18 protein-coding genes and 1 pseudogene are annotated in these 18,366 nt (G+C 72.0%); 13 read left to right on the top strand and 6 right to left on the bottom strand.

The window, feature by feature from the left end:
* The first annotated feature begins 37 nt into the window (after nt 1-37).
* Nucleotides 38-307 (top strand): hypothetical protein, encoded by a 270-nt coding sequence (locus tag ACWCRJ_RS33440; RefSeq protein WP_450942809.1) that lies wholly within the window; start codon nt 38-40, stop codon nt 305-307.
* A 123-nt stretch (nt 308-430) separates the two neighbouring features.
* Here ACWCRJ_RS33440 and ACWCRJ_RS33435 read toward each other — a convergent pair whose 3' ends face one another.
* Nucleotides 431-3,664: a S41 family peptidase gene (locus ACWCRJ_RS33435; RefSeq protein ID WP_450942808.1), complete on the bottom strand. Its 3,234-nt coding sequence runs from the start codon at nt 3,662-3,664 to the stop codon at nt 431-433.
* A 619-nt stretch (nt 3,665-4,283) separates the two neighbouring features.
* On the opposite strand from ACWCRJ_RS33435, the gene ACWCRJ_RS33430 reads away from it, so the two are divergent.
* From ACWCRJ_RS33430 to ACWCRJ_RS33420, 3 genes are all read left to right on the top strand, one after another.
* Complete coding sequence (locus ACWCRJ_RS33430) at nt 4,284-4,889, top strand: TetR/AcrR family transcriptional regulator (RefSeq protein ID WP_450942807.1); 606 nt, start codon at nt 4,284-4,286, stop codon at nt 4,887-4,889.
* A gap of 148 nt (nt 4,890-5,037) precedes the next feature.
* Entirely contained in the window at nt 5,038-7,362 is a 2,325-nt protein-coding gene (locus tag ACWCRJ_RS33425; RefSeq protein ID WP_450942806.1) for an MMPL family transporter, read from the top strand.
* A gap of 268 nt (nt 7,363-7,630) precedes the next feature.
* The gene (locus tag ACWCRJ_RS33420) at nt 7,631-8,122 is read left to right on the top strand and encodes a DinB family protein (protein WP_450942885.1); all 492 of its coding nucleotides are present in this window, start codon (nt 7,631-7,633) and stop codon (nt 8,120-8,122) included.
* Between the two features lie 14 nt (nt 8,123-8,136).
* Here the strand turns inward: ACWCRJ_RS33420 and ACWCRJ_RS33415 are convergent, their stop codons facing one another.
* Entirely contained in the window at nt 8,137-8,601 is a 465-nt protein-coding gene (locus ACWCRJ_RS33415; RefSeq protein ID WP_450942805.1) for a hypothetical protein, read from the bottom strand.
* 234 nt (nt 8,602-8,835) lie between these two features.
* Here ACWCRJ_RS33415 and ACWCRJ_RS33410 point away from each other — a divergent pair, with 234 nt between their 5' ends.
* Both ACWCRJ_RS33410 and ACWCRJ_RS33405 read left to right on the top strand, forming a co-directional pair.
* On the top strand, nt 8,836-9,063 hold the full coding sequence (locus ACWCRJ_RS33410; RefSeq protein ID WP_450942804.1) for a hypothetical protein: 228 nt from the start codon (nt 8,836-8,838) through the stop codon (nt 9,061-9,063).
* A gap of 120 nt (nt 9,064-9,183) precedes the next feature.
* On the top strand, nt 9,184-10,089 hold the full coding sequence (locus ACWCRJ_RS33405) for an intradiol ring-cleavage dioxygenase (RefSeq protein ID WP_450942803.1): 906 nt from the start codon (nt 9,184-9,186) through the stop codon (nt 10,087-10,089).
* A gap of 22 nt (nt 10,090-10,111) precedes the next feature.
* Here ACWCRJ_RS33405 and ACWCRJ_RS33400 read toward each other — a convergent pair whose 3' ends face one another.
* Both ACWCRJ_RS33400 and ACWCRJ_RS33395 read right to left on the bottom strand, forming a co-directional pair.
* A complete protein-coding gene (locus ACWCRJ_RS33400) occupies nt 10,112-10,795 on the bottom strand; it encodes a histidine phosphatase family protein (RefSeq protein ID WP_450942884.1) in 684 nt (227 codons plus the stop codon).
* A 74-nt stretch (nt 10,796-10,869) separates the two neighbouring features.
* Entirely contained in the window at nt 10,870-11,214 is a 345-nt protein-coding gene (locus tag ACWCRJ_RS33395; protein WP_450942802.1) for an SsgA family sporulation/cell division regulator, read from the bottom strand.
* A 289-nt stretch (nt 11,215-11,503) separates the two neighbouring features.
* Between ACWCRJ_RS33395 and ACWCRJ_RS33390 the strand changes: the two genes are divergently transcribed.
* The 6 genes from ACWCRJ_RS33390 (at nt 11,504) to ACWCRJ_RS33365 (ending at nt 17,026) form a co-directional block, all read left to right on the top strand.
* On the top strand, nt 11,504-12,574 hold the full coding sequence (locus tag ACWCRJ_RS33390) for an energy-coupling factor ABC transporter permease (protein WP_450942801.1): 1,071 nt from the start codon (nt 11,504-11,506) through the stop codon (nt 12,572-12,574).
* A gap of 1 nt (nt 12,575) precedes the next feature.
* Nucleotides 12,576-13,337: a cobalt ECF transporter T component CbiQ gene (cbiQ, locus tag ACWCRJ_RS33385; protein ID WP_046912800.1), complete on the top strand. Its 762-nt coding sequence runs from the start codon at nt 12,576-12,578 to the stop codon at nt 13,335-13,337.
* Nucleotides 13,325-14,146: an energy-coupling factor ABC transporter ATP-binding protein gene (locus ACWCRJ_RS33380; protein ID WP_450942800.1), complete on the top strand. Its 822-nt coding sequence runs from the start codon at nt 13,325-13,327 to the stop codon at nt 14,144-14,146. Before cbiQ ends, ACWCRJ_RS33380 begins: the two co-directional genes overlap by 13 nt.
* 388 nt (nt 14,147-14,534) lie before the next feature.
* Nucleotides 14,535-15,008: a MarR family winged helix-turn-helix transcriptional regulator gene (locus ACWCRJ_RS33375; protein WP_450942799.1), complete on the top strand. Its 474-nt coding sequence runs from the start codon at nt 14,535-14,537 to the stop codon at nt 15,006-15,008.
* A gap of 148 nt (nt 15,009-15,156) precedes the next feature.
* Nucleotides 15,157-15,627 (top strand): organic hydroperoxide resistance protein, encoded by a 471-nt coding sequence (locus ACWCRJ_RS33370; RefSeq protein WP_450942798.1) that lies wholly within the window; start codon nt 15,157-15,159, stop codon nt 15,625-15,627.
* A gap of 220 nt (nt 15,628-15,847) precedes the next feature.
* Nucleotides 15,848-17,026: a serine hydrolase domain-containing protein gene (locus tag ACWCRJ_RS33365; protein ID WP_450942797.1), complete on the top strand. Its 1,179-nt coding sequence runs from the start codon at nt 15,848-15,850 to the stop codon at nt 17,024-17,026.
* 334 nt (nt 17,027-17,360) lie between these two features.
* Here the strand turns inward: ACWCRJ_RS33365 and ACWCRJ_RS33360 are convergent, their stop codons facing one another.
* Nucleotides 17,361-17,636, bottom strand: a complete 276-nt coding sequence (locus tag ACWCRJ_RS33360; protein WP_028797039.1) for a DUF1876 domain-containing protein — start codon at nt 17,634-17,636, stop codon at nt 17,361-17,363.
* An 80-nt stretch (nt 17,637-17,716) separates the two neighbouring features.
* Nucleotides 17,717-17,839 (bottom strand): annotated as a pseudogene (locus ACWCRJ_RS33355) (EamA family transporter); the annotation flags it as partial.
* Nucleotides 17,840-18,058: 219 nt separating this feature from the next.
* On the opposite strand from ACWCRJ_RS33355, the gene ACWCRJ_RS33350 reads away from it, so the two are divergent.
* The coding region (locus ACWCRJ_RS33350) for a trypco2 family protein (RefSeq protein WP_450942796.1) at nt 18,059-18,366 on the top strand (308 nt) is incomplete at its 3' end.

Genomic DNA, 18,366 nt, shown 5'->3' with positions numbered 1-18,366 from the left:
GGCCCGATCCCCTCACCCACAACGGGAGTGAATCCACATGGGCATGAAGGACCAGTTCCAGGACAAGGCTGAGCAGCTGAAGCGGAAGGCCGGACAGTCGCCGGAGGAGCGGCAGCGGGCTCAGCGGCCTGGTGAACGTGAGCGCGAGCAGCACGGGCACGAGCCCGGTCGTGAGCACGGCCGGCCGCAGCGCGAGCGTCAGCCGCAGCGTGAGCACGGTCAGCCGCAGCGTGGTGCGCAGCGGCGGGACGAGGAGTCCGAGCGGCTGATGCGGGACGACGAGGACCGGTTCCGGCAGGACGTGTAGTCGTCCGGACCTGGCTTCGGCGACGCCGAACGTGGGGCGCCCTCCTTCCGGGAGGGCGCCCTGCGTCGTTGTCCGCCCGCAAGAAGAACCGTCAAGGAGAGCCGTAGGAGTGCGAGAACCCCCTCAGGGGCGGGGGCGGTTCGGCAGCTTCGGGCGGGACCGGTTCGGGGTGTTCGCGTAGTCCGGGGGGTCCGCCGGGGGGTGGGTCTTGAGGAGGTCCAGGGCCAGGGTCACCGCCGCCTCCAGCTGGGTGTTGCGGCCCTCGGCCCAGTCGAGGGGGGTGCGCAGGGTCTCCAGGTCCGGGGTGACGCCTCGGTTCTCGATGGTCCAGCCGTACGCGTCGAACCAGGCGGCGTTCATGGGGACGGTGATGACCGTGCCGTCGCCGAGCTGGTGGCGGCCGGTCATGCCGACGACGCCGCCCCAGGTGCGCAGGCCGACGACGGGGCCGAGCGCGAGGAGTTTGAAGGCGGCGGTGATCATGTCGCCGTCGGACGAGGTCGCTTCGTCGGCCAGGGCCACCACCGGGCCGCGCGGGGCGCTCGACGCGTACGACACCGGCTGGGCGCCCCGGGTCAGGTCCCAGCCGAGGATCGTGCGGCTCAGCTTCTCCACCACCAGCTCGCTGATGTGGCCGCCCGCGTTGCCCCGCACGTCGACGATCAGGGCGGGCCGGGAGACCTCCATGCGCAGGTCGCGGTTGAACTGGGCCCAGCCGGAGCCGCCCATGTCCGGGATGTGCAGATAGCCGCAGTGGCCGCCGCTCAACTCCCGGACCACCTCGCGGCGTTTGGCCACCCAGTCCTGGTAGCGCAGGGGGCGTTCGTCGAGCAGCGGGACCACGGCCACGCGGCGGGAGCGGCCCTCGCCCTCGGCCGGGGAGAAGGTCAGTTCGACGGTCGTGCCGCCCGCGCCCGCCAGCAGGGGATACGGGCCGGTCGTCGGGTCGACCGGGCGGCCGTCGACGTGCGTCAGCGCGGCGCCCTCCCTGATGCCGGTGCCGGCCAGCGGGGAGCGGGCCTTGGAGTCGGAGGAGTCGCCGGGCAGGATGCGGCGGACCGTCCAGTCGCCGTCCCGGCGGACGAGGTTGGCGCCGAGGAGCCCCTGGCGGCGCTGGTAGTGGGGCGGGCCCTCGTTGCGGCGGGCGGCGGTGACGTAGGCGTGTGAGGTGCCGAGTTCGCCGAGCACCTCCCGCAGCAGGTCCGCGAACTCGTCGGGGGAGGCGACCCGTTCGACCAGCGGGCGGTACTGGTCGAGGATCGCGTCCCAGTCGATGCCGCTCATGTCCGGGTCCCAGAAGTGGGCGCGGATCAGGCGGCCGGCCTCCGCGTACGACTGGCGCCACTCGGCGGCCGGGTCGACCTCGTGCAGGACGCGCCGGAGGTCGATCCAGACGGTCGAGTCGCCGTCGCCGGACTCGGTGGAGGGGACGGCGCGCAGGTCGCCCTCGTCCACCACGACCAGCCGTGAGCCGTCGCCGCTGACCGCGAACCAGTCCAGGTGCTCCACCAGTTCGGACCTCTTCGCCCTGCTGATGTCGAAGTGTTCGAGGGTCGGGCGGCCGGTCATGTCGTCGGGGTCGGCGAAGGTCTCGCCCAGGGCGCCCGAGATGGGCCAGCGCAGCCAGACGAGGCCGCCGCCGGAGACCGGGCACAGCGCCGAGTACTTGGAGGCGGTGACGGGGAAGGGGGTGACGCGGTTCTCCAGGCCCTCGGTCTCGACGGTGACCGTCCCGTCGGTGTCCTCGTCCTCGGTCGGGTCCATGCCCCCGGCGACCGGGCGGCCGTCGGGGTTCAGGGCGAAGGGGGAGGGCGTGGCGGAGGAGAGCGGGACCAGGTACGGGCGGCAGCCGAGCGGGAAGGACAGGTCGCCGGTGTGCACGTCGTACACCGGGTCGAAGCCGCGCCAGGACAGGAAGGCGAGGTAGCGGCCGTCCCGCGTGAAGACCGGGTTCTCGTCCTCGAAGCGGCCGCTCGTCACGTCGACGATGAGCCGGTCCTTGATCCGGGCCATCTTGATCTGGCGCAGGGTGCGGCCGATGCCCGGGTGGGACCAGGTCAGCCAGGCGCCGTCGGGGGAGAAGGCGAGGTCGCGGACGGGGCCGTTCAGGGAGGCGATGAGTTCGGTGACCTCGCCGTCCGACTCCTCCGTCCCCGCGGCGGCAGCCGCTCTGTCAGGCACGGTCAGGAGGAGGACGCGGCCGTCGTGCGCGGCGACGGCGAGACGTTCGCCGCGCGGGTCCGCCACCAGTTCCAGGACGCGGCCGAGGCCCCCGGAGGCGAGGCGGCGCGGTGCACGGTCGCCGGTGGCCCGGGGGAGGTGGGCGATCTCGATCGCGTCCTCGCCGTCCGCGTCGGTCACGTACGCCACCTGCCCGCCGGAGCCGAGCATCTCGGGCAGCCGGACGCGTACGCCGGGGGTGTCGGCGATGGTCCGGGCGGGGCCGTCGCGGTGGGTCAGCCAGTAGAGGCTGCCGCGTACGACGACCGCGCTCGCCCGGCCCGTCTCGTCGACCGAGAGGCCGTCGACGTGCTGGGCGGCCGGCACCTGGTACCGCCGCCGCCCGGTGCGAGCGCCGCCGAGCGTCACGTCCAGGCGGCGGGGGGTGGCGTCGGCGGCGAGGTCGTCGACGATCCACAGGTCGCCGGCGCACTGGTACGCCACCCGGGTGCCGTCGCTCGCCGCGTGCCGGGCGTAGAAGGCGTCGTGGTCGGTGTGCCGGCGCAGGTCGGAGCCGTCGTACGCGCAGGAGTAGAGGTTGCCGACGCCCTCGTGATCGGAGAGGAAGGCGATCCGGCCGCCGACGAACATGGGGGAGTGCAGATGCCCGTCGAGGTCGGCCAGCAGCCGTTCGCCGTGCAGCCAGAGGCGGCCCGTGGCCCCGCCCCGGTAGCGCTTCCAGGAAGCCGGTTCGTGCGGGGGCGTTCCGGTGAGCAGCAGCGTGCGGCGCTCGCCGTCGATCTCGGCGGACTGGATGTCGGAGACCGGGCCCCAGGGGAGTTTGCGGCCGGGGTCGCCGTCGGTGCGGACCTTGTAGGCCCAGGTGAAGTACGAGAAGGGCTCGCCGTGGGAGGCGACGGCCAGGATGTCCGACCGGCCCTTCGTGCCGGCGGTCTGGGGCGTCCAGCCGCGGACCTCGGTGTCGGGGCTGCCCCAGTGGGTGAGCCGGCGTGCGGGGGCCCCGCCGTCCACCGGGGTCAGATGGATCTCCGGGGTGATGCTCCGCCAGCTCGTGTACGCGATGTACCGGCCGTCGGGCGAGAAACGCGGGCAGGCGACCTTCGTACGGTCGACGGTGAGCCGCCAGGCGCGGTCCGAGCCGTCGAGGGGGGCCAGCCACAGGTCGTCCTCGGCCACGAAGCAGAGGTGGTCGCCGCTGAGGTGGGGGAAGCGGAGGTAGCCGGGGTCCGTGGCCGTCGCTCGACCATAACCGGCCGCCTGCTCGCGGCCGGCCCTCTGCTCGCGGCTTGCCTCTTGCTCGCGGCTTGCCCCTTGCTCCGGGTGCGTCCCTTGCTCCTGGCCCGTCCCTTGTCCCGGGCTCGTCCCGTGTCTCGGGTCCGTCGTTCGCTCCGGGCTCGTCCCTTGTCCCGGGCTCGTCCCGTGTCTCGGGTCCGTCGTTCGCTCCGGGCTCGTCTCCTGCTTCCGGCCCGTCGCTTGCTCCGGGTGCGTCCCTTGTTCCGGGTGCGTCCCTTGTTCCGGGCTCGTCCCCTGTTCCGGGCCCGGCCCCCGCTCCCGGCTCATCCCTCGCTCATGGGTGTCGCTCACCTACCCATGCTTTTCCGCCCGGGAGGCACCGGCAACTTCACCGCCGTGACCCAGGACACGTACGAAACGGTTTCGTTTTCTTAGTGGGCCGGGGTATCTTCTTAAGCGTACGAAACCGTTTCGTTCGGGAACGGGGTCGTCGGCCCGTGCCCCAGCGGTGCGGCCGGTAGCCTTGTCGTCCCGAACGCGAAGCCGGAGCAAGGGGAGTGCGATGACTGAGACCGCGACGGTGCGCCGCAGTCGGATCACGCCCGAGCGCGAGGCCGAGCTGTACGCGGCCGTCCTCGACCTGCTCCGGGAGGTCGGCTACGACGCTCTCACCATGGACGCCGTGGCCGCCCGCACCCGGTCCAGCAAGGCCACCCTCTACCGCCAGTGGGGCGGCAAGGCCGAGCTGGTGGCGAAGGCGATGCGGGCCAACAAGCCCGGCCCCGACATCGACTCCGTCGACACCGGGTCCCTGCGGGGCGACATGCACGCGATGATCGGGACCCAGGACGACTGCACCATGGAACAGAACTCCGCGCTCATGCGGGGCCTGGCCATGGCGATCCACGGAAATCCCGACCTTCTGAAGGCCTTCCGCGAGCTGATCATCGAGCCCGAGGTGGAGGAGACCCGCCGCATGCTGCAGCGTGCCGTCGACCGGGGTGAGGTCCGCGAGGACAACCCCGCCATCGACTACGTGCTGCACATGTTCATCGGGGCCTTCGTCGCGCGCGGCATGATCGAGGACCTGCCACCGACCCAGGGCTTCCTCGCTTCGTACATCGACGCCGTGGTCCTCCCCGCCCTCGGTGTGTCGACCACTCAGTAACCCGAAGTCGGCGAACACCCGTACCTGACGCCACCGCTCATGTCGTCGGGCTGATCACCCCTGCCCCTCTCGCCTTCCCCGCCTCCGGCACGGGCTGATCCGTCCTGCCCTCCTGCACGTCCACGACCTGAACGGGAGTACCGCCCCCGTGGCCACTTTCCTCTACAAACTCGGTCGACTCGCCTTCCGGCGACGACATTTCGTAGCCCTGATCTGGGTGGCACTGCTGACGCTCGCGGGCGTCGGCGCCGCCTCCGCGCCCGCCGCCGGATCCTCCTCCTTCTCCATCCCCGGCACCGAGGCCCAGAAGGCCTTCGACCTGCTGGAGCAGCGCTACCCCGGTATGAGCGCCGACGGTGCCACCGCCCGGGTCGTCTTCAAGGCGCCCGAGGGCGAGAAGATGACCGACGCCGCCAACAAGGCGGCCGTCGAGAAGACGGTCGGGGAACTGGCCGACGGCTCCGAAGTCGTCTCCGTCAGCGACCCGTTCACCACCCGCGCGGTCAGCCAGGACGGGACGGTCGCCTACGCCTCGGTGACGTACAAGGTCCCGGCCATGGAGCTGAAGGACTCCTCGAAGGAGGCGCTGGAGACCACCGCGCACAAGGCGCAGGCCGCCGGGCTCACGGTCGAGATGGGCGGCGACGCCCTGCAGCCCGAGCCGGAGACGGCGGTCACCGGCGAGATCATCGGTCTCGCCCTCGCCGCGGTCGTCCTCGTCATCACCCTGGGCTCCCTGGTCGCGGCCGGGCTGCCGCTGCTGACGGCGATCATCGGCGTCGGCATCGGGGTCTCCACCATCACCGCCCTCGCCAGCGCGCTCGACCTCGGCGACACCACCTCCACCCTCGCCCTGATGATCGGTCTCGCGGTCGGTATCGACTACGCCCTGTTCATCGTCTCCCGCTACCGGTCCGAACTGGCCGAGGGCAGGCAACGCGAGGAGGCGGTCGGCCGGGCCGTCGGCACCGCCGGCTCGGCGGTGGTCTTCGCGGGGCTCACGGTCGTGATCGCGCTGGCCGGTCTCGCGGTCGTCAACGTGCCGATGCTGACCAAGATGGGTCTCGCGGCGGCGGGCACGGTCGTCGTCGCGGTCCTCATCGCCCTCACCATGGTCCCGGCGCTGCTCGGCTACGCGGGCCGCAAGGTCCGGCCGGCCGGTGAGAAGGGCGGACTGCTCGCACGCGGCAGGGCGAAGAAGTCCACCCCGGGATCCGCCCAGGGATCCACCCAGGCATCCACCCAGGGATCCACCCAGGGATCTGCCGAGGTCTCCGCCGCGCAGACCGGCGAGGAGGCCGCAGCGGGCAAACCCAGCCTGGGCACCCGCTGGGCGAGCTTCGTCGTCCGTCGTCCGGTGGCCGTGCTGCTGCTCGGCGTCGTCGGCCTCGGGGCGATCGCGCTCCCGGCCACCCAGCTGGAGCTGGGCCTGCCCGACGACGGTTCGCAGTCGACGTCCACCACGCAGCGCCGGGCGTACGACCTGCTCTCGGAAGGGTTCGGGCCCGGCTTCAACGGCCCCCTGATGGTCGTCGTCGACGCCAAGGACAGCGCGTCCCCGCAGCGGGCCGCCACCGCGGTGACCGACGAGATCAAGGGTCTCGACGACGTCGTGACGGTGACGCCCGCGACGTTCAACAAGGCCGGCGACACCGCGATGATCACGGTGATCCCGAAGTCCAAGCCGTCCTCGACGCAGACCGAGGACCTGGTGCACTCCATCCGTGACGCGGGCGCCGGCGTGACGGCGGACACGGACGCGAAGGTGCTGGTCACCGGTGCCACCGCGATGAACATCGACTTCTCGCAGAAGCTCACCGACGCGCTGCTCCCCTATCTCGCGCTGGTGGTGGGCCTGGCCTTCCTCCTGCTGATCGTGATCTTCCGGTCGATCCTGGTTCCGCTGAAGGCGGCCCTCGGCTTCCTGCTCAGCGTGCTGGCCGCGCTCGGCGCCGTGGTCGCGGTCTTCCAGTGGGGCTGGCTGGCGGGGCTCATCGGGGTCGAGGAGACCGGCCCGATCATGTCGATGATGCCGATCTTCATGGTGGGCGTGGTCTTCGGTCTGGCCATGGACTACGAGGTGTTCCTCGTGACCCGGATGCGCGAGGCGTACGTGCACGGCGAGAACGCGCACCAGGCCGTGGTGACGGGCTTCAGGTACAGCGCCCGGGTGGTCGCGGCCGCCGCGGCGATCATGATGGCCGTCTTCGCCGGCTTCATCGGCTCCGGCGAGTCGATGATCAAGATGATCGGCTTCGGCCTCGCCATCGCCGTCTTCTTCGACGCGTTCGTCGTCCGCATGGCCATCGTCCCGGCCGTTCTCGCCCTCCTGGGCGACAAGGCCTGGTGGCTGCCGAAGTGGCTCGACCGGGCGCTGCCGAACGTCGACGTCGAGGGTGAGGGGCTGCGGGCGCACGACGCCACCGGGGCCTCGGCGGAGGACGACGAGGACAGGGAGCTGATCCGCGCCTGACACGCGGGACGGACACGCAGGACCGCCGGTGAGGGCCCGTGAGGACGGGCGCCCTCACCGGCTTCCGCGTGAGGGGTGAAAATGACGGATGACCGAAGAGACCGACGCGACCGGCGCGACCGATGCGATCGACGCGACCGATGCGACCGATGCGACCGGCGCGACCGATGCGATCGACGCGACCGAAGAGACCGACGCGACCGATGCGACCGATGCGACCGGCGCGACCGACGAGACCGATGCGCCCGGCGAGACTCCTGACACCCGTGTGGGCCCGCCTCACCTCGGCACGGAACGCGCCACACTCCGCGCCTTCCTTGACTACCACCGCGCGACCCTCGCCATGAAGTGCGCGGGCCTCACGGACGAGGAACTGCGCCGCCGGTCGATGCCCCCGTCGACCCTCTCGCTGCTGGGCCTGGTACGGCACATGGCGGAGGTCGAACGCGCCTGGTTCCGCCGGGTGTTCGAGGACCAGGGCGCCCCCATGGTGTGGTCGAAGGAGATCGACTTCCAGGCGGCGTACGACGCGAGCGCGTCGACGCGGGCGGAGGCGTTCGGGGCGTGGGAGGCGGAGGTGGAGATTTCGCGCCGTATCGAACGGGAGGCGGAGTCACTCGACCTCGTCGGCCACCAGCCGCGCTGGAACGAGGAAGTCTCGCTCCGGATGGTCATGATCCACGTCCTGCTGGAGTACGCCCGCCACAACGGCCACGCGGACTTCCTGCGGGAGGGGGTGGACGGGACGGTCGGGGCGTGACCCGTGCGGGCCCCTCAGAGGTGCTGCTTGGCCGTCATGATGAGACGGGTGATGCCGTCCAGGCTCGCCAGCCTGTGCTCGTCGAACCGCGGCCGGTCGTCGATCTTCGACAGTGCCGTGATGTCCGAGAGGACCGTCGCCGCGCTCCGGCTCAGCGCCGCGTCGTCCGTGAGCATCTGCGCCCGGAACAGCGCCTCCTGGGCGTTCGACCGCATGTCGTACGTACGTACCCGGACCGCGTCCGGGTCCTCGGGCGGCGGCTGTTCGTGCTCGCAGAACCACAGGTGGACGAGGCCCCGACGGTAGTTGATCAGCGCACCGGCGTACACGGAGTAAGCGTCGAGGCGCTCCTGGCGCAGCTTCTCCCGGCGCGCCAACGCGTGACTCCGGTCGGCCGCGCGCTGCTGGAGGGCCAGGGTCAGCCCGGAGCCGAGGAGTGTGCCGAGTACGGCTATGCCACTGGCGATGATGGTCTCCACCCGCCAAGCTGATCACGCGGTGACGGCCGGGGTCACTCTCGGCGGTATGCGCTCGATCTCGACCCCGGTCCACAGAGCCGCCTTTGCCGAGTGACAGCTGGGGAGACTGTGAGCCTTACGGAGCCGCCTCCGCCCCGCGCGATCCGGCTTGCACGGCAGGTGCGGCGGCGGGTACGGCAGGCGGACAGGCGGGTCGCGGTCGGCGTCGGTGCGGGCAATGTGCTTCTGTGCTGCGTGCTTCTTCTCGTGGCCGTCGGCGCGCTGTTCGTGGAGCCGGCCACCCGGGCCGAGGAGACCGCGGCCTGGCATCTCGCGGGGCGGATCTACGGCTGGTGCCTGCTCGGCGGGCTGGCGCTGTTCCCGGTGCTGGGGCTGAGGCGGGCGCTGGTCGTCCACCTGACGACGATGATCGCGACCCCTCCGGCGCTGTTCACGCTCGTGGTGCTGTGGTCCGTACGGTGACCGGATACGGCGCCCGGCTGACAGCGTGCCCATGGCAGGCGGCTGGGAAGCGCACAGGAAACGCTCATAGCATCACGCGCATTCCATGACGGGAATCTTCGGAAGGCGTGGTTCGGCATCATGAGCACAGCACCCACGAACGGCAGCGGCAGCGGCAGCCGTGGCCATGGCCACGGGCACGACCACGACGACGAGTTCGACAGAGGGCTCTCGTACGACCTCCCCGTGTTCGCCCGCCGCCGCATGATCAGACTGCTGGCCGGCGCGAGCATGGTCCCGCTGGTCGCGGCCTGTTCCACGGACGGCTCCGGCGGCGGCACCGCGTCGGACGCGTCCTCCTCCGGTTCGTCCTCCTCCGGTTCGTCCTCGTCCGGCACCTCCAGCACCTCCGGCGCGGACTGCGAGGTCATCCCCACCGAGACGGCCGGTCCGTACCCCGGTGACGGCTCGAACGGCCCGAACGTCCTCAAGGAGAGCGGTGTCGTCCGGCGGGACATCACCAAGAGCTTCGGCTCGGCGGACGGCGTCGCCGAAGGCATCCCGCTGACGATCACGCTGACGCTGGTCGACCAGGCCTCCGGCTGCGACACCCCGAAGGAGGGCGCCGCCGTCTACCTGTGGCACTGCGACCGGGAGGGCCGGTACTCCCTCTACTCCGACGGCGTCACCGAGGAGAACTACCTGCGCGGCGTACAGGAGGCCGACGACAAGGGCCAGGTCACCTTCACGTCGATCTTCCCCGGCTGCTACACGGGCCGCTGGCCGCACATCCACTTCGAGGTCTACGACAGCCTGGACGACGCCACCGCCGCCGAGAACATCGCCGCCACCTCCCAGCTCGCCTTCCCCAAGGACGTCTGCGACACCGTGTACGCGACGGACGGGTACAGCGCGAGCGTCGAGAACCTCAGCCGGCTCTCCCTGGAGACCGACAACATCTTCAGCGACGGCTACGACCAGCAGCTCGCCACCATGAAGGGCGGCACCGACAAGGGATACACGGCCACCCTCACCGTGCCGGTGTAAGGCGGCAGCAGGAATCTCTCGCTCAGCCCGGGTCGAGGTGCGCCGTGTCCCCCCACCGCGTCAGCCGCAGCCGTCCCCCCTCGCTCTCCCACCGCGAGACCGAGGCGTTGGGGACGGGCGGCAGCCCGTCGGGACACGCCGCGCCGAGGCCCGCGCACACGAGGCGTACGGCGACGGCGATCGCGTCGTGCGCGATCAGCAGCACCCGCCGGCCGGGGGCGACCCGGTCCAGCTCGCCGACGAAGTCCCGCACCCGCAGCACCACATCGGTCAGCGCCTCCCCGCCCGGCGGCCGGTAGAACCAGTCGCCGACGAGAGCCCACCGTGCCGCCTCCTCGGGCGCGCGGGCCCGCCGCGCGCCCGGCGGATGCATCTCGAAGATCCCCGTCTCCCGGTCCCGCAGCCGCTCGTCGACGAGAAGCGGAGGCGGGACCACACGCGGGTGCCCGGCCATCACCTCCCAGGTCTGCCGGGCCCGTACGTACGGCGAGCAGACCACCAGGTCCGGCCCCGGTCCGCCGCCGGCAGCCTCCTCGCCGCCCTCCCCGGCGATCCCCGCCAGCCACCCGCCCAGCGCCCCGGCCTGCGTACGGCCCAGCGCCGACAGCGGAACATCCCTGCCCCGGCCCGGCAACGGCACGGTCGACCCGGTCCGCTCGGCCTCGGCGTACGCCACGTTCGCGGTGCTCTGCCCGTGCCGCACCACCCACAACGACGCGAGGGTGTACGGGGGCGGCAGCCCCTCACCGGGCGGGGGAGCCGGGCCCGCGCCGGACGCGCTCAGTGCGCCACCGGCACGGCCGTGTACGTCCGCCGCAGGAAGCGGATCAGGGCCTTCGTGTCGAACTGCATCACCGCCACCCCCTGCGCGGAGTGGAACTCCATGACGGCCTGGACCCGCCCGCAGGGCCAGATGCTCACAGGGCCGGAGGTGGTGGGGGTGCGCAGGCCGCGTTCGAGCAGGTCGCGGGGGAAGGTCCACTCGTCGGGACCGGGCAGGCGCACGCGGACGGCGGAGGCATCGGCGTCGGGGTCGTAGCGCAGGACGACCGGCACGGTGTCCCGGTCATCGGGGGAGTCCGTGACGACATGGGCCCGGGCGTACTGCTCGACGGTGACAGACATCGGGCTGCTCCTCACGCTGAGTGACCCAGGCAGAAGCTGTGAATCCGCTGTCCATCGCTTCCGCTGCCTCTCCAATGTCGCATATTTTCCGCCCGGCGCCCCCGGAGGCCCCGCGGCCGCGGCGAGCCGTTCGCTATTCAGCGTTAAGGCGCTCTTGCAAGAGGGTCGCAACAAGGCTCTATCATCGTAAGGTTCCAGCCACTCCGGCCCCCGGGCCGGACAGGCAGCCCTCAGCCAGCGCGTCCCCACCCGGTGGCCCGGCCCCCGCACCAGGAGAGCGAGCCCTCGTATGCACGTCCCCGACGGATTCATCAACGCCCCCGTCTCGGCGGTCGCCGGAGTCGTCGCCGCCGGTGCGGTCGCCGTGAGCCTGCGTGGCGCCCGGCGTGAGCTGGACGAGCGGACGGCGCCGCTCGCCGGTCTCGTCGCGGCGTTCATCTTCGCCGTGCAGATGCTGAACTTCCCGGTCGCGGCCGGGACCAGCGGGCATCTGCTCGGCGGGGCCCTGGCCGCGATACTCGTGGGCCCCTGCACAGGGATCCTGTGCGTGTCCGTGGTGCTCCTGATGCAGGGCATCCTCTTCGCCGACGGCGGCCTCACCGCGCTGGGCGTGAACATCAGCGTGATGGCGGTCGTCACGTCCGTCGTCGCCTACGCCGTCTTCCGCGGGCTGGCCAAGGTCCTGCCGAAGACGCGCCGCTCGATCACCGTCTCCGCCTTCGTTGCCGCCCTGATCTCCGTCCCCGCCGCGGCCGCCGCGTTCACGCTCGTCTACGCGGTCGGCGGCACCACGGACGTACCGATCGGCTCGGTGCTCACCGCCATGGTCGGCGTCCACGTCCTCATCGGCATCGGCGAGGCCGCGATCACCGCCGCCACGGTCGGCGCCGTCATCGCCGTACGCCCGGACCTCGTCCACGGCGCCCGCGGTCTGACCGCGCCGCTGAAGCTGCGGGTCGACGGCGAACTGGTCGACGCCCCCGCCGCCGAGCCGGCCGCCGCGCCCGCCCCCGTCGCCGCCCGCTCCCCGCGCACCCTCCTCCTCGCCGGCCTCGGCACATCCCTCCTCCTCGCCGGTGTCGTCAGCTTCTACGCGTCGGCCGACCCCGACGGGCTGGAGAAGGTCGCCGCCGACAAGGGCATCGACGCCGAGGTCGAGGACCACGCCGCCGCCGGCTCCCCGCTCGCCGACTACGGCGTCGAGGGCCTCGACAACGCCCGGCTCGCGGGCGGTCTCGCGGGCGTGATCGGAGTCGGTGTCACTGTCGCCGCCGGTACCGGCGTCTTCTGGGCCGTCCGCAGGCGCCGTACGAACGACACCTCCCCGGCCGCCGTCCCGGACCTCCGCGAGAACGCCTGACATGGGCGCCGGCCACGCCCACAAGCTCTACCGGCACGCGCACTCGCCCGTGCACGCCCTGCCGCCGCACACCAAGCTCGCGGCCGTCTTCGCCTTCGTCGTCGTCGTGGTGTCGACGCCGAGGGAGGCGATGTGGGCGTTCGGGCTGTACGCCGTGCTGCTCGGCGTGGTCGCGCACCTGGCCCGCGTACCCGCCGGGTTCCTGCTCCGGCGGCTGCTGATCGAGATCCCGTTCGTCGCGTTCGCCGTGCTCATGCCGTTCGTGGCGCAGGGCGAGCGGGTCGAGGTCCTCGGGATGTCGCTGAGCGTCAGCGGGCTGTGGGGTGCCTGGAACGTCCTCGCCAAGGGGACACTGGGCGTCGCCGCCTCCGTCCTCCTCGCGTCCACCACCGAACTCCGCGCACTCCTCCTCGGACTCCAGCGCCTGAAACTGCCGCCGCTGCTCGTCCAGATCGCGTCCTTCATGATCCGCTACGGGGACGTGATCACCGACGAGATGCGGCGGATGCGGATCGCGCGCGAGTCACGCGGGTTCGAGGCGAGCGGCGTACGGCACTGGGGGGTCCTCGCCAAGACGGCCGGGGCGCTGTTCATCCGCTCGTACGAGCGGGGCGAGCGGGTGCATCTGGCCATGATCAGCCGGGGGTACGCGGGGACCATGCCCGTGATCGACGAGGTGACCGCGTCCCGGGCGCAGTGGTCGTACGCGTTCGCCCTCCCGGTCGCCGCGCTCGTCGTCTGTCTGCTGGGATGGAGCCTGTGACCGCGCCCGAGAACCCCGAGAACCCCGAGAACTCCGAGAACCCCGCGAACTCCGTGAACCCCGTGCCCCTGTCCCTCCAGGTCGCCGGGCTCGCCTTCGCCTACCCCGACGGCCATCAGGCCCTCTTCGGCGTCGACTTCACCGTCGGGCGGGGCGAGCGGGTCGCGCTGCTCGGGCCGAACGGGGCCGGGAAGACCACGCTCGTCCTGCATCTCAACGGCATCCTCACCGGGGGCGCGGGCACGGTGACCGTCGCCGGGATGCCCGTCGGCAAGCGGCACATGGCGGAGATCCGGCGCAAGGTCGGCATCGTCTTCCAGGACCCGGACGACCAGTTGTTCATGCCGACCGTGCGGGAGGACGTGGCCTTCGGGCCCGCGGCGGCGGGGATGACGGGTCCCGAGCTGGAGGCCCGGGTGGACCGGGCTCTCGCGCAGGTCGGGATGGCGGAGTTCAAGGAACGGCCGCCGCATCACCTGTCGTTCGGGCAGCGGCGGCGGGTGGCCGTCGCCACGGTCCTCGCCATGGAGCCGGAGATCCTCGTCCTCGACGAGCCGTCCTCCAACCTCGATCCCGCGTCGCGCCGTGAACTCGCGGACATTCTGCGGGCGTTGGATGTCACCGTCCTCATGGTCACGCACGACCTGCCGTACGCGCTCGAACTCTGCCCGCGTTCCCTGATCCTCAGCGAGGGGGTCATCGCGGCGGACGGTCCGACGGGGGAACTCCTCACCGACGACACCCTGATGCGTGCGCATCGGCTCGAATTGCCCTTCGGCTTCGATCCTCGGTCGGTGAGGGCGGGGTAGGGGGGCGGGCGGCGGGCTGAACAGAGGGCGGGGCTGCGGTTCGTGTGCCGGGTGCGGCTCCGGTGGGGGCGGGCCGCGCAGTTCCCCGCGCCCCTGGAAAGCAGGGGCTGCGCCCACTGCTTTCCAGGGAACGCGGAGCCGCCGCCATCCGGGCCCGCAGAGCCTTGGGCTTCCGAGCCCGCGGGGGCCCGGGGCTCCGGGCTGCAGGGCTAAGGGCTTCAGGGGCGCGGGGAACCGCGCGAGAAGCCCCACCGGGCCCGCGGACGACAGCGGCCCCGGGCCCGCCCGCGCCGGTGCTGCTCAGGGGCGCGGGGAACTGCGCGAACAACCCCCACTCACCCGCACACGACCACGACCCCCCGGCGGTACCCCACAGGCGTCCGTGACAATGGGCCCCGTGACGAATCCTGAGGAACCCGGACGGCACGGTTCGCTGCTCCTCGACGAGCAGCTCTGTTTCGCGCTGTACGCGGCCCAGCGCGCGGTGACCGCCGCCTACCGCCCGCTGCTCGACGAACTCGGCCTCACCTACCCGCAGTACCTGGTCATGCTCTCCCTCTGGGAGCGCGGTGAGACCACTGTCAAGGAACTCGCGGGCGCCCTGCGCCTCGACTACGGCACCATCTCGCCCCTGCTCAAGCGCCTGGAGGCGGCCGGACTGCTGCGCCGCGAACGCTCGCTGCGGGACGAGCGCACGGTGCGCATCGCGCTCACCGGCCGCGGCGAACAGCTCCGCGACCGCGCGGCGGCCGTCCCCGCCACCCTCGCCGCCGCCACGGGCCTGCAGGGCCCCGAGGTCGCCCGGTTGCGCGAGGAACTGTGGCAGGTCACGGCACGGGCGACCAAGGCGGCGGGCCGCTGAGCGGAGACGACCCAGTGATACTCGTGTTACCCGCGGTTACTACCCCCTGGTAACCGCTCTCCCCTACCGACCGGTACCTTGTGCACGATGTATTCGTGCGCGCCTGTCCTGGGGAGGCCACGCGCTCGTCCTGGGGGAGGCCAAGGGCATGACTGACGACGCCGCGCTGGAGACCGGTGCGGACACCCGTCCGGACACGCGTCCGACGAAGATCATGTACGTCGCCGAGGCCACCGCGCACGGCGGCCGGAACGGCTACATCACCAGCCAGGACGGCCAGATCGACCTCAAGGTCGCGATGCCGCGGGCGATGGGCGGCGACGGCGACGGCACCAACCCCGAGCAGCTGTTCGCCGCCGGGTACAGCTCCTGCTTCCACAACGCGCTGGTCCTCGTCGGCCGCCGCGCGGGCTACGACCTGACCGGCTCCACCGTCGCCGCGAAGGTCGGCATCGGTCCCAACAAGCAGCGCGGCTACGGCCTGGCCGTCGCCCTCAGCGTCTCGCTCCCGATCATCGACCAGGGCATCGCGGCCGAACTCGTCGACGCGGCCCACCAGGTCTGCCCGTACTCGAACGCCACCCGCGACAACATCGAGGTCTCGATCCTGCTGGGCTGAGTGCGGCGCGGCGGCGGGAGCGACGGGAGCGGTGGGGGCGGTCGGGGCGGCGGGAGCGGCCCCGGGCAGGAGGAATCCGGAACCCTGCCTGTACGTTGCATCCGTCGTCGCGGCGAACGGATCGCGGCGAACGGATCGCGGCGAACGGATCGCGGCGAACGGATCGCTGTGGGCGGTCGCGGTGCGTGGTCGCGGTGAACGAACGGACAGGGAGCTCGGCGTGGACGTGAACGGTACGGTCGCCGAGGACTTCGAGCCGGTCAGGACCGCGTTCGTACGCAACTTCGAGGCGCTCGGCGAACGAGGCGCGGCGGTCGTCGTGTACCGGCACGGGCGCAAGGTCGTCGACCTGTGGGCCGGCACCCGTGACATCGACGGCGACGAGCCCTGGCGGCACGGCACCGCCCAGATCATGCGCTCGGCGACGAAGGGCGTGGCCGCCGCGGTGGCGCTGACGCTGGTCGAGCGCGGGGAGTTGGACCTCGACGCGCCGGTGGGCCGGTACTGGCCGGAGTTCAAGGCACACGGCAAGGACCGCGCGCTGGTGCGTCACGTGCTCGGCCACCGGACGGGGCTCCCCGTCCTGGACCGGCCCCTCACCCCCGCCGAGGCGCTGGACCCGCGCCGGGGACCGGCGGCCGTGGCCGCGCAGACCCCCGCCTGGGAGCCCGGCACCGACCACGGCTACCACCCGCTGACGTACGGCTGGATGCTCGACGAACTGGTCCGGCGCGTGACCGGCCGGGGGACGGGCGAGTGGATCGCGTCCGACATCGCCGCCCCGCTGGGCCTGGACGACGACCTGTGGCTGGGCCTGCCGGACACGGTGGCGGCGGCGGGCCGGGTGGGCCGCGCGGGACGTCTGGAGTCGGCCCCCGAACCCACGGGCGGCCTGCGGGTACGCGCCAAGCGGTCGGTCACCGAGGCCTACGACGACCCCGACTCCCTCACCCGCCGCGCCTTCGCCGCGATCACCCCGTTCCCGGACCAGAACGACCCGGCGTATCGCGCGTCCGCCCTCCCCGCGACCAACGGCGTCGCCACGGCGGACGGCCTGGCCCGCTTCTACGCGGCGCTCCTCGGCGAGGTCGACGGCGTACGGCTGTTCGGTCCGGCGACCATGGAGGCGGCCCGTGCCGAGGAATCCGCCGGTCCCGACCGCGTCCTCGTCATCAACACCCGCTTCGGCCTCGGGTACATGCTCCACGGCACCGCCTCACCACTGCTCGGCGCCGGCTCCTTCGGCCACCCCGGCCGGGGTGGCCCCCTCGGCTTCGCCGACCCGGAGACCGGCATCGCCTTCGGCTACGTCACGAACGGCTACCGCAAGACGGTGACGGCGGACCCCCGGGCGCAGGCCCTGGTGAGGGCGGTGCGGGAGGCGCTGGCCCGGCGCTGAGCGCCGATCGGCCGCACCCGCACGGATCGCCGCCGCGGAGGGGCCGTCACGGGTGAGCGGCCGGACCGGCCCAGGGCTCCCCCGCTGGTGTCCTGGCACGGTCCCGGTGTTTTCCGGACGGCCGCACTCCGCGGCGGCGATCACCAGGATGCGCGGAAATCCGGCCAATGTCGTTGGCTGACGGTCCACTGTCACTTGGCAACGCGTCCACTCTTCGCGCGCCGACATGCGCGGACGCCACCGCGCCCGCTCGCGCGCAGCCGTCTTCCGGCCACGAACGGGTGGGCACGATGGCGCCGTCCGGCCGTCCGGCCGTCCTCGCCGACCCGCGGCGTCAGAGCGCGATCGGGTGGGACGTCCGGCCCGATGCCTCGTCTATCTCGTCGTGGGCCTTGGTGAGGAGCTTCATGGCCAGCTCGTTCAAGGCCCGCGCGCCGGCAATCTCCTCGCCGACCCGGGGCTGCCGGGAGTCGGAGCGGTGACGGCTGGCGTAGCCGTTCGCACGTACTTCCTGCCCGTCGGGGAGCCGTACGAGGGCCGCCGCCCGGGTGCGCTGGTCGTCCTCCTGGAACTCCAGCTCGATATGCCATCCGACTGTGGATTTCATCATGACGATCACCTCCGGAACCGCTCTTTCCAGAGTGCCCCTCCGTGCCCGGGGACGCACGGCCTGCCCGGCACGCGTTCCGTCTACCCGGCGTGCAGCATCAGCCCGATCCCCACCACCAGCAGGCCGGCCGCCACGAGCCGCGGCGCCCCGAACCGCTCCTTGAAGAACACCGCCCCGATGGCCGCCCCCACGAGGATCGATGCTCATGCAGGACGGCGGTAGGTGTGTGCGCCCAGGTTCGCTGCAGTCTCGGAGGCCTTGCCGGGTGTCTCCCGTAGGTGCTGCGCCGACGGTCTGTGTCAGAGCCAGCTGCCGGTCGCCTCCTGGCAGGGGAGTAGATCGTCATTCCGGGGCATTTCTGTATGCGGCAGCCGTTACGCTGCCTGCCTGGCGTCACTTCAGCAGACCAGGGGGAGTTAGGTATGTCGCAGGAGCCGTGGGCGGGTTTGTCTGAGGCGATCAGTGCGATCCGGGCTGAGTTGGAGCAGGCCATGGCCGATGGTGACGGGCATGCGATCCAGTTCCGCGCCGGTGCGGTGGAGATGGAGTTCGCTGTGGACGTGAAGAAGGATGCCCAGGCCGGCGCGAAGGTGTCGATCCTGCCCTGGAGTGCCAGCGCCGAGGCCAAGGCTGGATACGCGGCCGGTACTACGTCCCGGCTGAAGATCACGTTGCAGCCGGTCGACGAGCACGGCCAGGATCAGAAGATCGGTGCCCGGAGCCCGCAGCG

The organism is Streptomyces sp. NPDC002324 (assembly GCF_053593335.1).
This window is presented reverse-complemented; position numbering and strand designations above follow the sequence as displayed.

Coding starts and splice junctions, on each gene's coding strand:
- ACWCRJ_RS33440 (WP_450942809.1), top strand. CDS start 38: ATGGGCATGAAGGACCAGTTCCAGGACAAGGCTGAGCAGCTGAAGCGG.
- ACWCRJ_RS33430 (WP_450942807.1), top strand. CDS start 4,284: ATGACTGAGACCGCGACGGTGCGCCGCAGTCGGATCACGCCCGAGCGC.
- ACWCRJ_RS33405 (WP_450942803.1), top strand. CDS start 9,184: ATGAGCACAGCACCCACGAACGGCAGCGGCAGCGGCAGCCGTGGCCAT.
- ACWCRJ_RS33395 (WP_450942802.1), bottom strand. CDS start 11,214: ATGTCTGTCACCGTCGAGCAGTACGCCCGGGCCCATGTCGTCACGGAC.
- ACWCRJ_RS33390 (WP_450942801.1), top strand. CDS start 11,504: ATGCACGTCCCCGACGGATTCATCAACGCCCCCGTCTCGGCGGTCGCC.
- cbiQ (WP_046912800.1), top strand. CDS start 12,576: ATGGGCGCCGGCCACGCCCACAAGCTCTACCGGCACGCGCACTCGCCC.
- ACWCRJ_RS33380 (WP_450942800.1), top strand. CDS start 13,325: ATGGAGCCTGTGACCGCGCCCGAGAACCCCGAGAACCCCGAGAACTCC.
- ACWCRJ_RS33375 (WP_450942799.1), top strand. CDS start 14,535: ATGGGCCCCGTGACGAATCCTGAGGAACCCGGACGGCACGGTTCGCTG.
- ACWCRJ_RS33370 (WP_450942798.1), top strand. CDS start 15,157: ATGACTGACGACGCCGCGCTGGAGACCGGTGCGGACACCCGTCCGGAC.
- ACWCRJ_RS33360 (WP_028797039.1), bottom strand. CDS start 17,636: ATGATGAAATCCACAGTCGGATGGCATATCGAGCTGGAGTTCCAGGAG.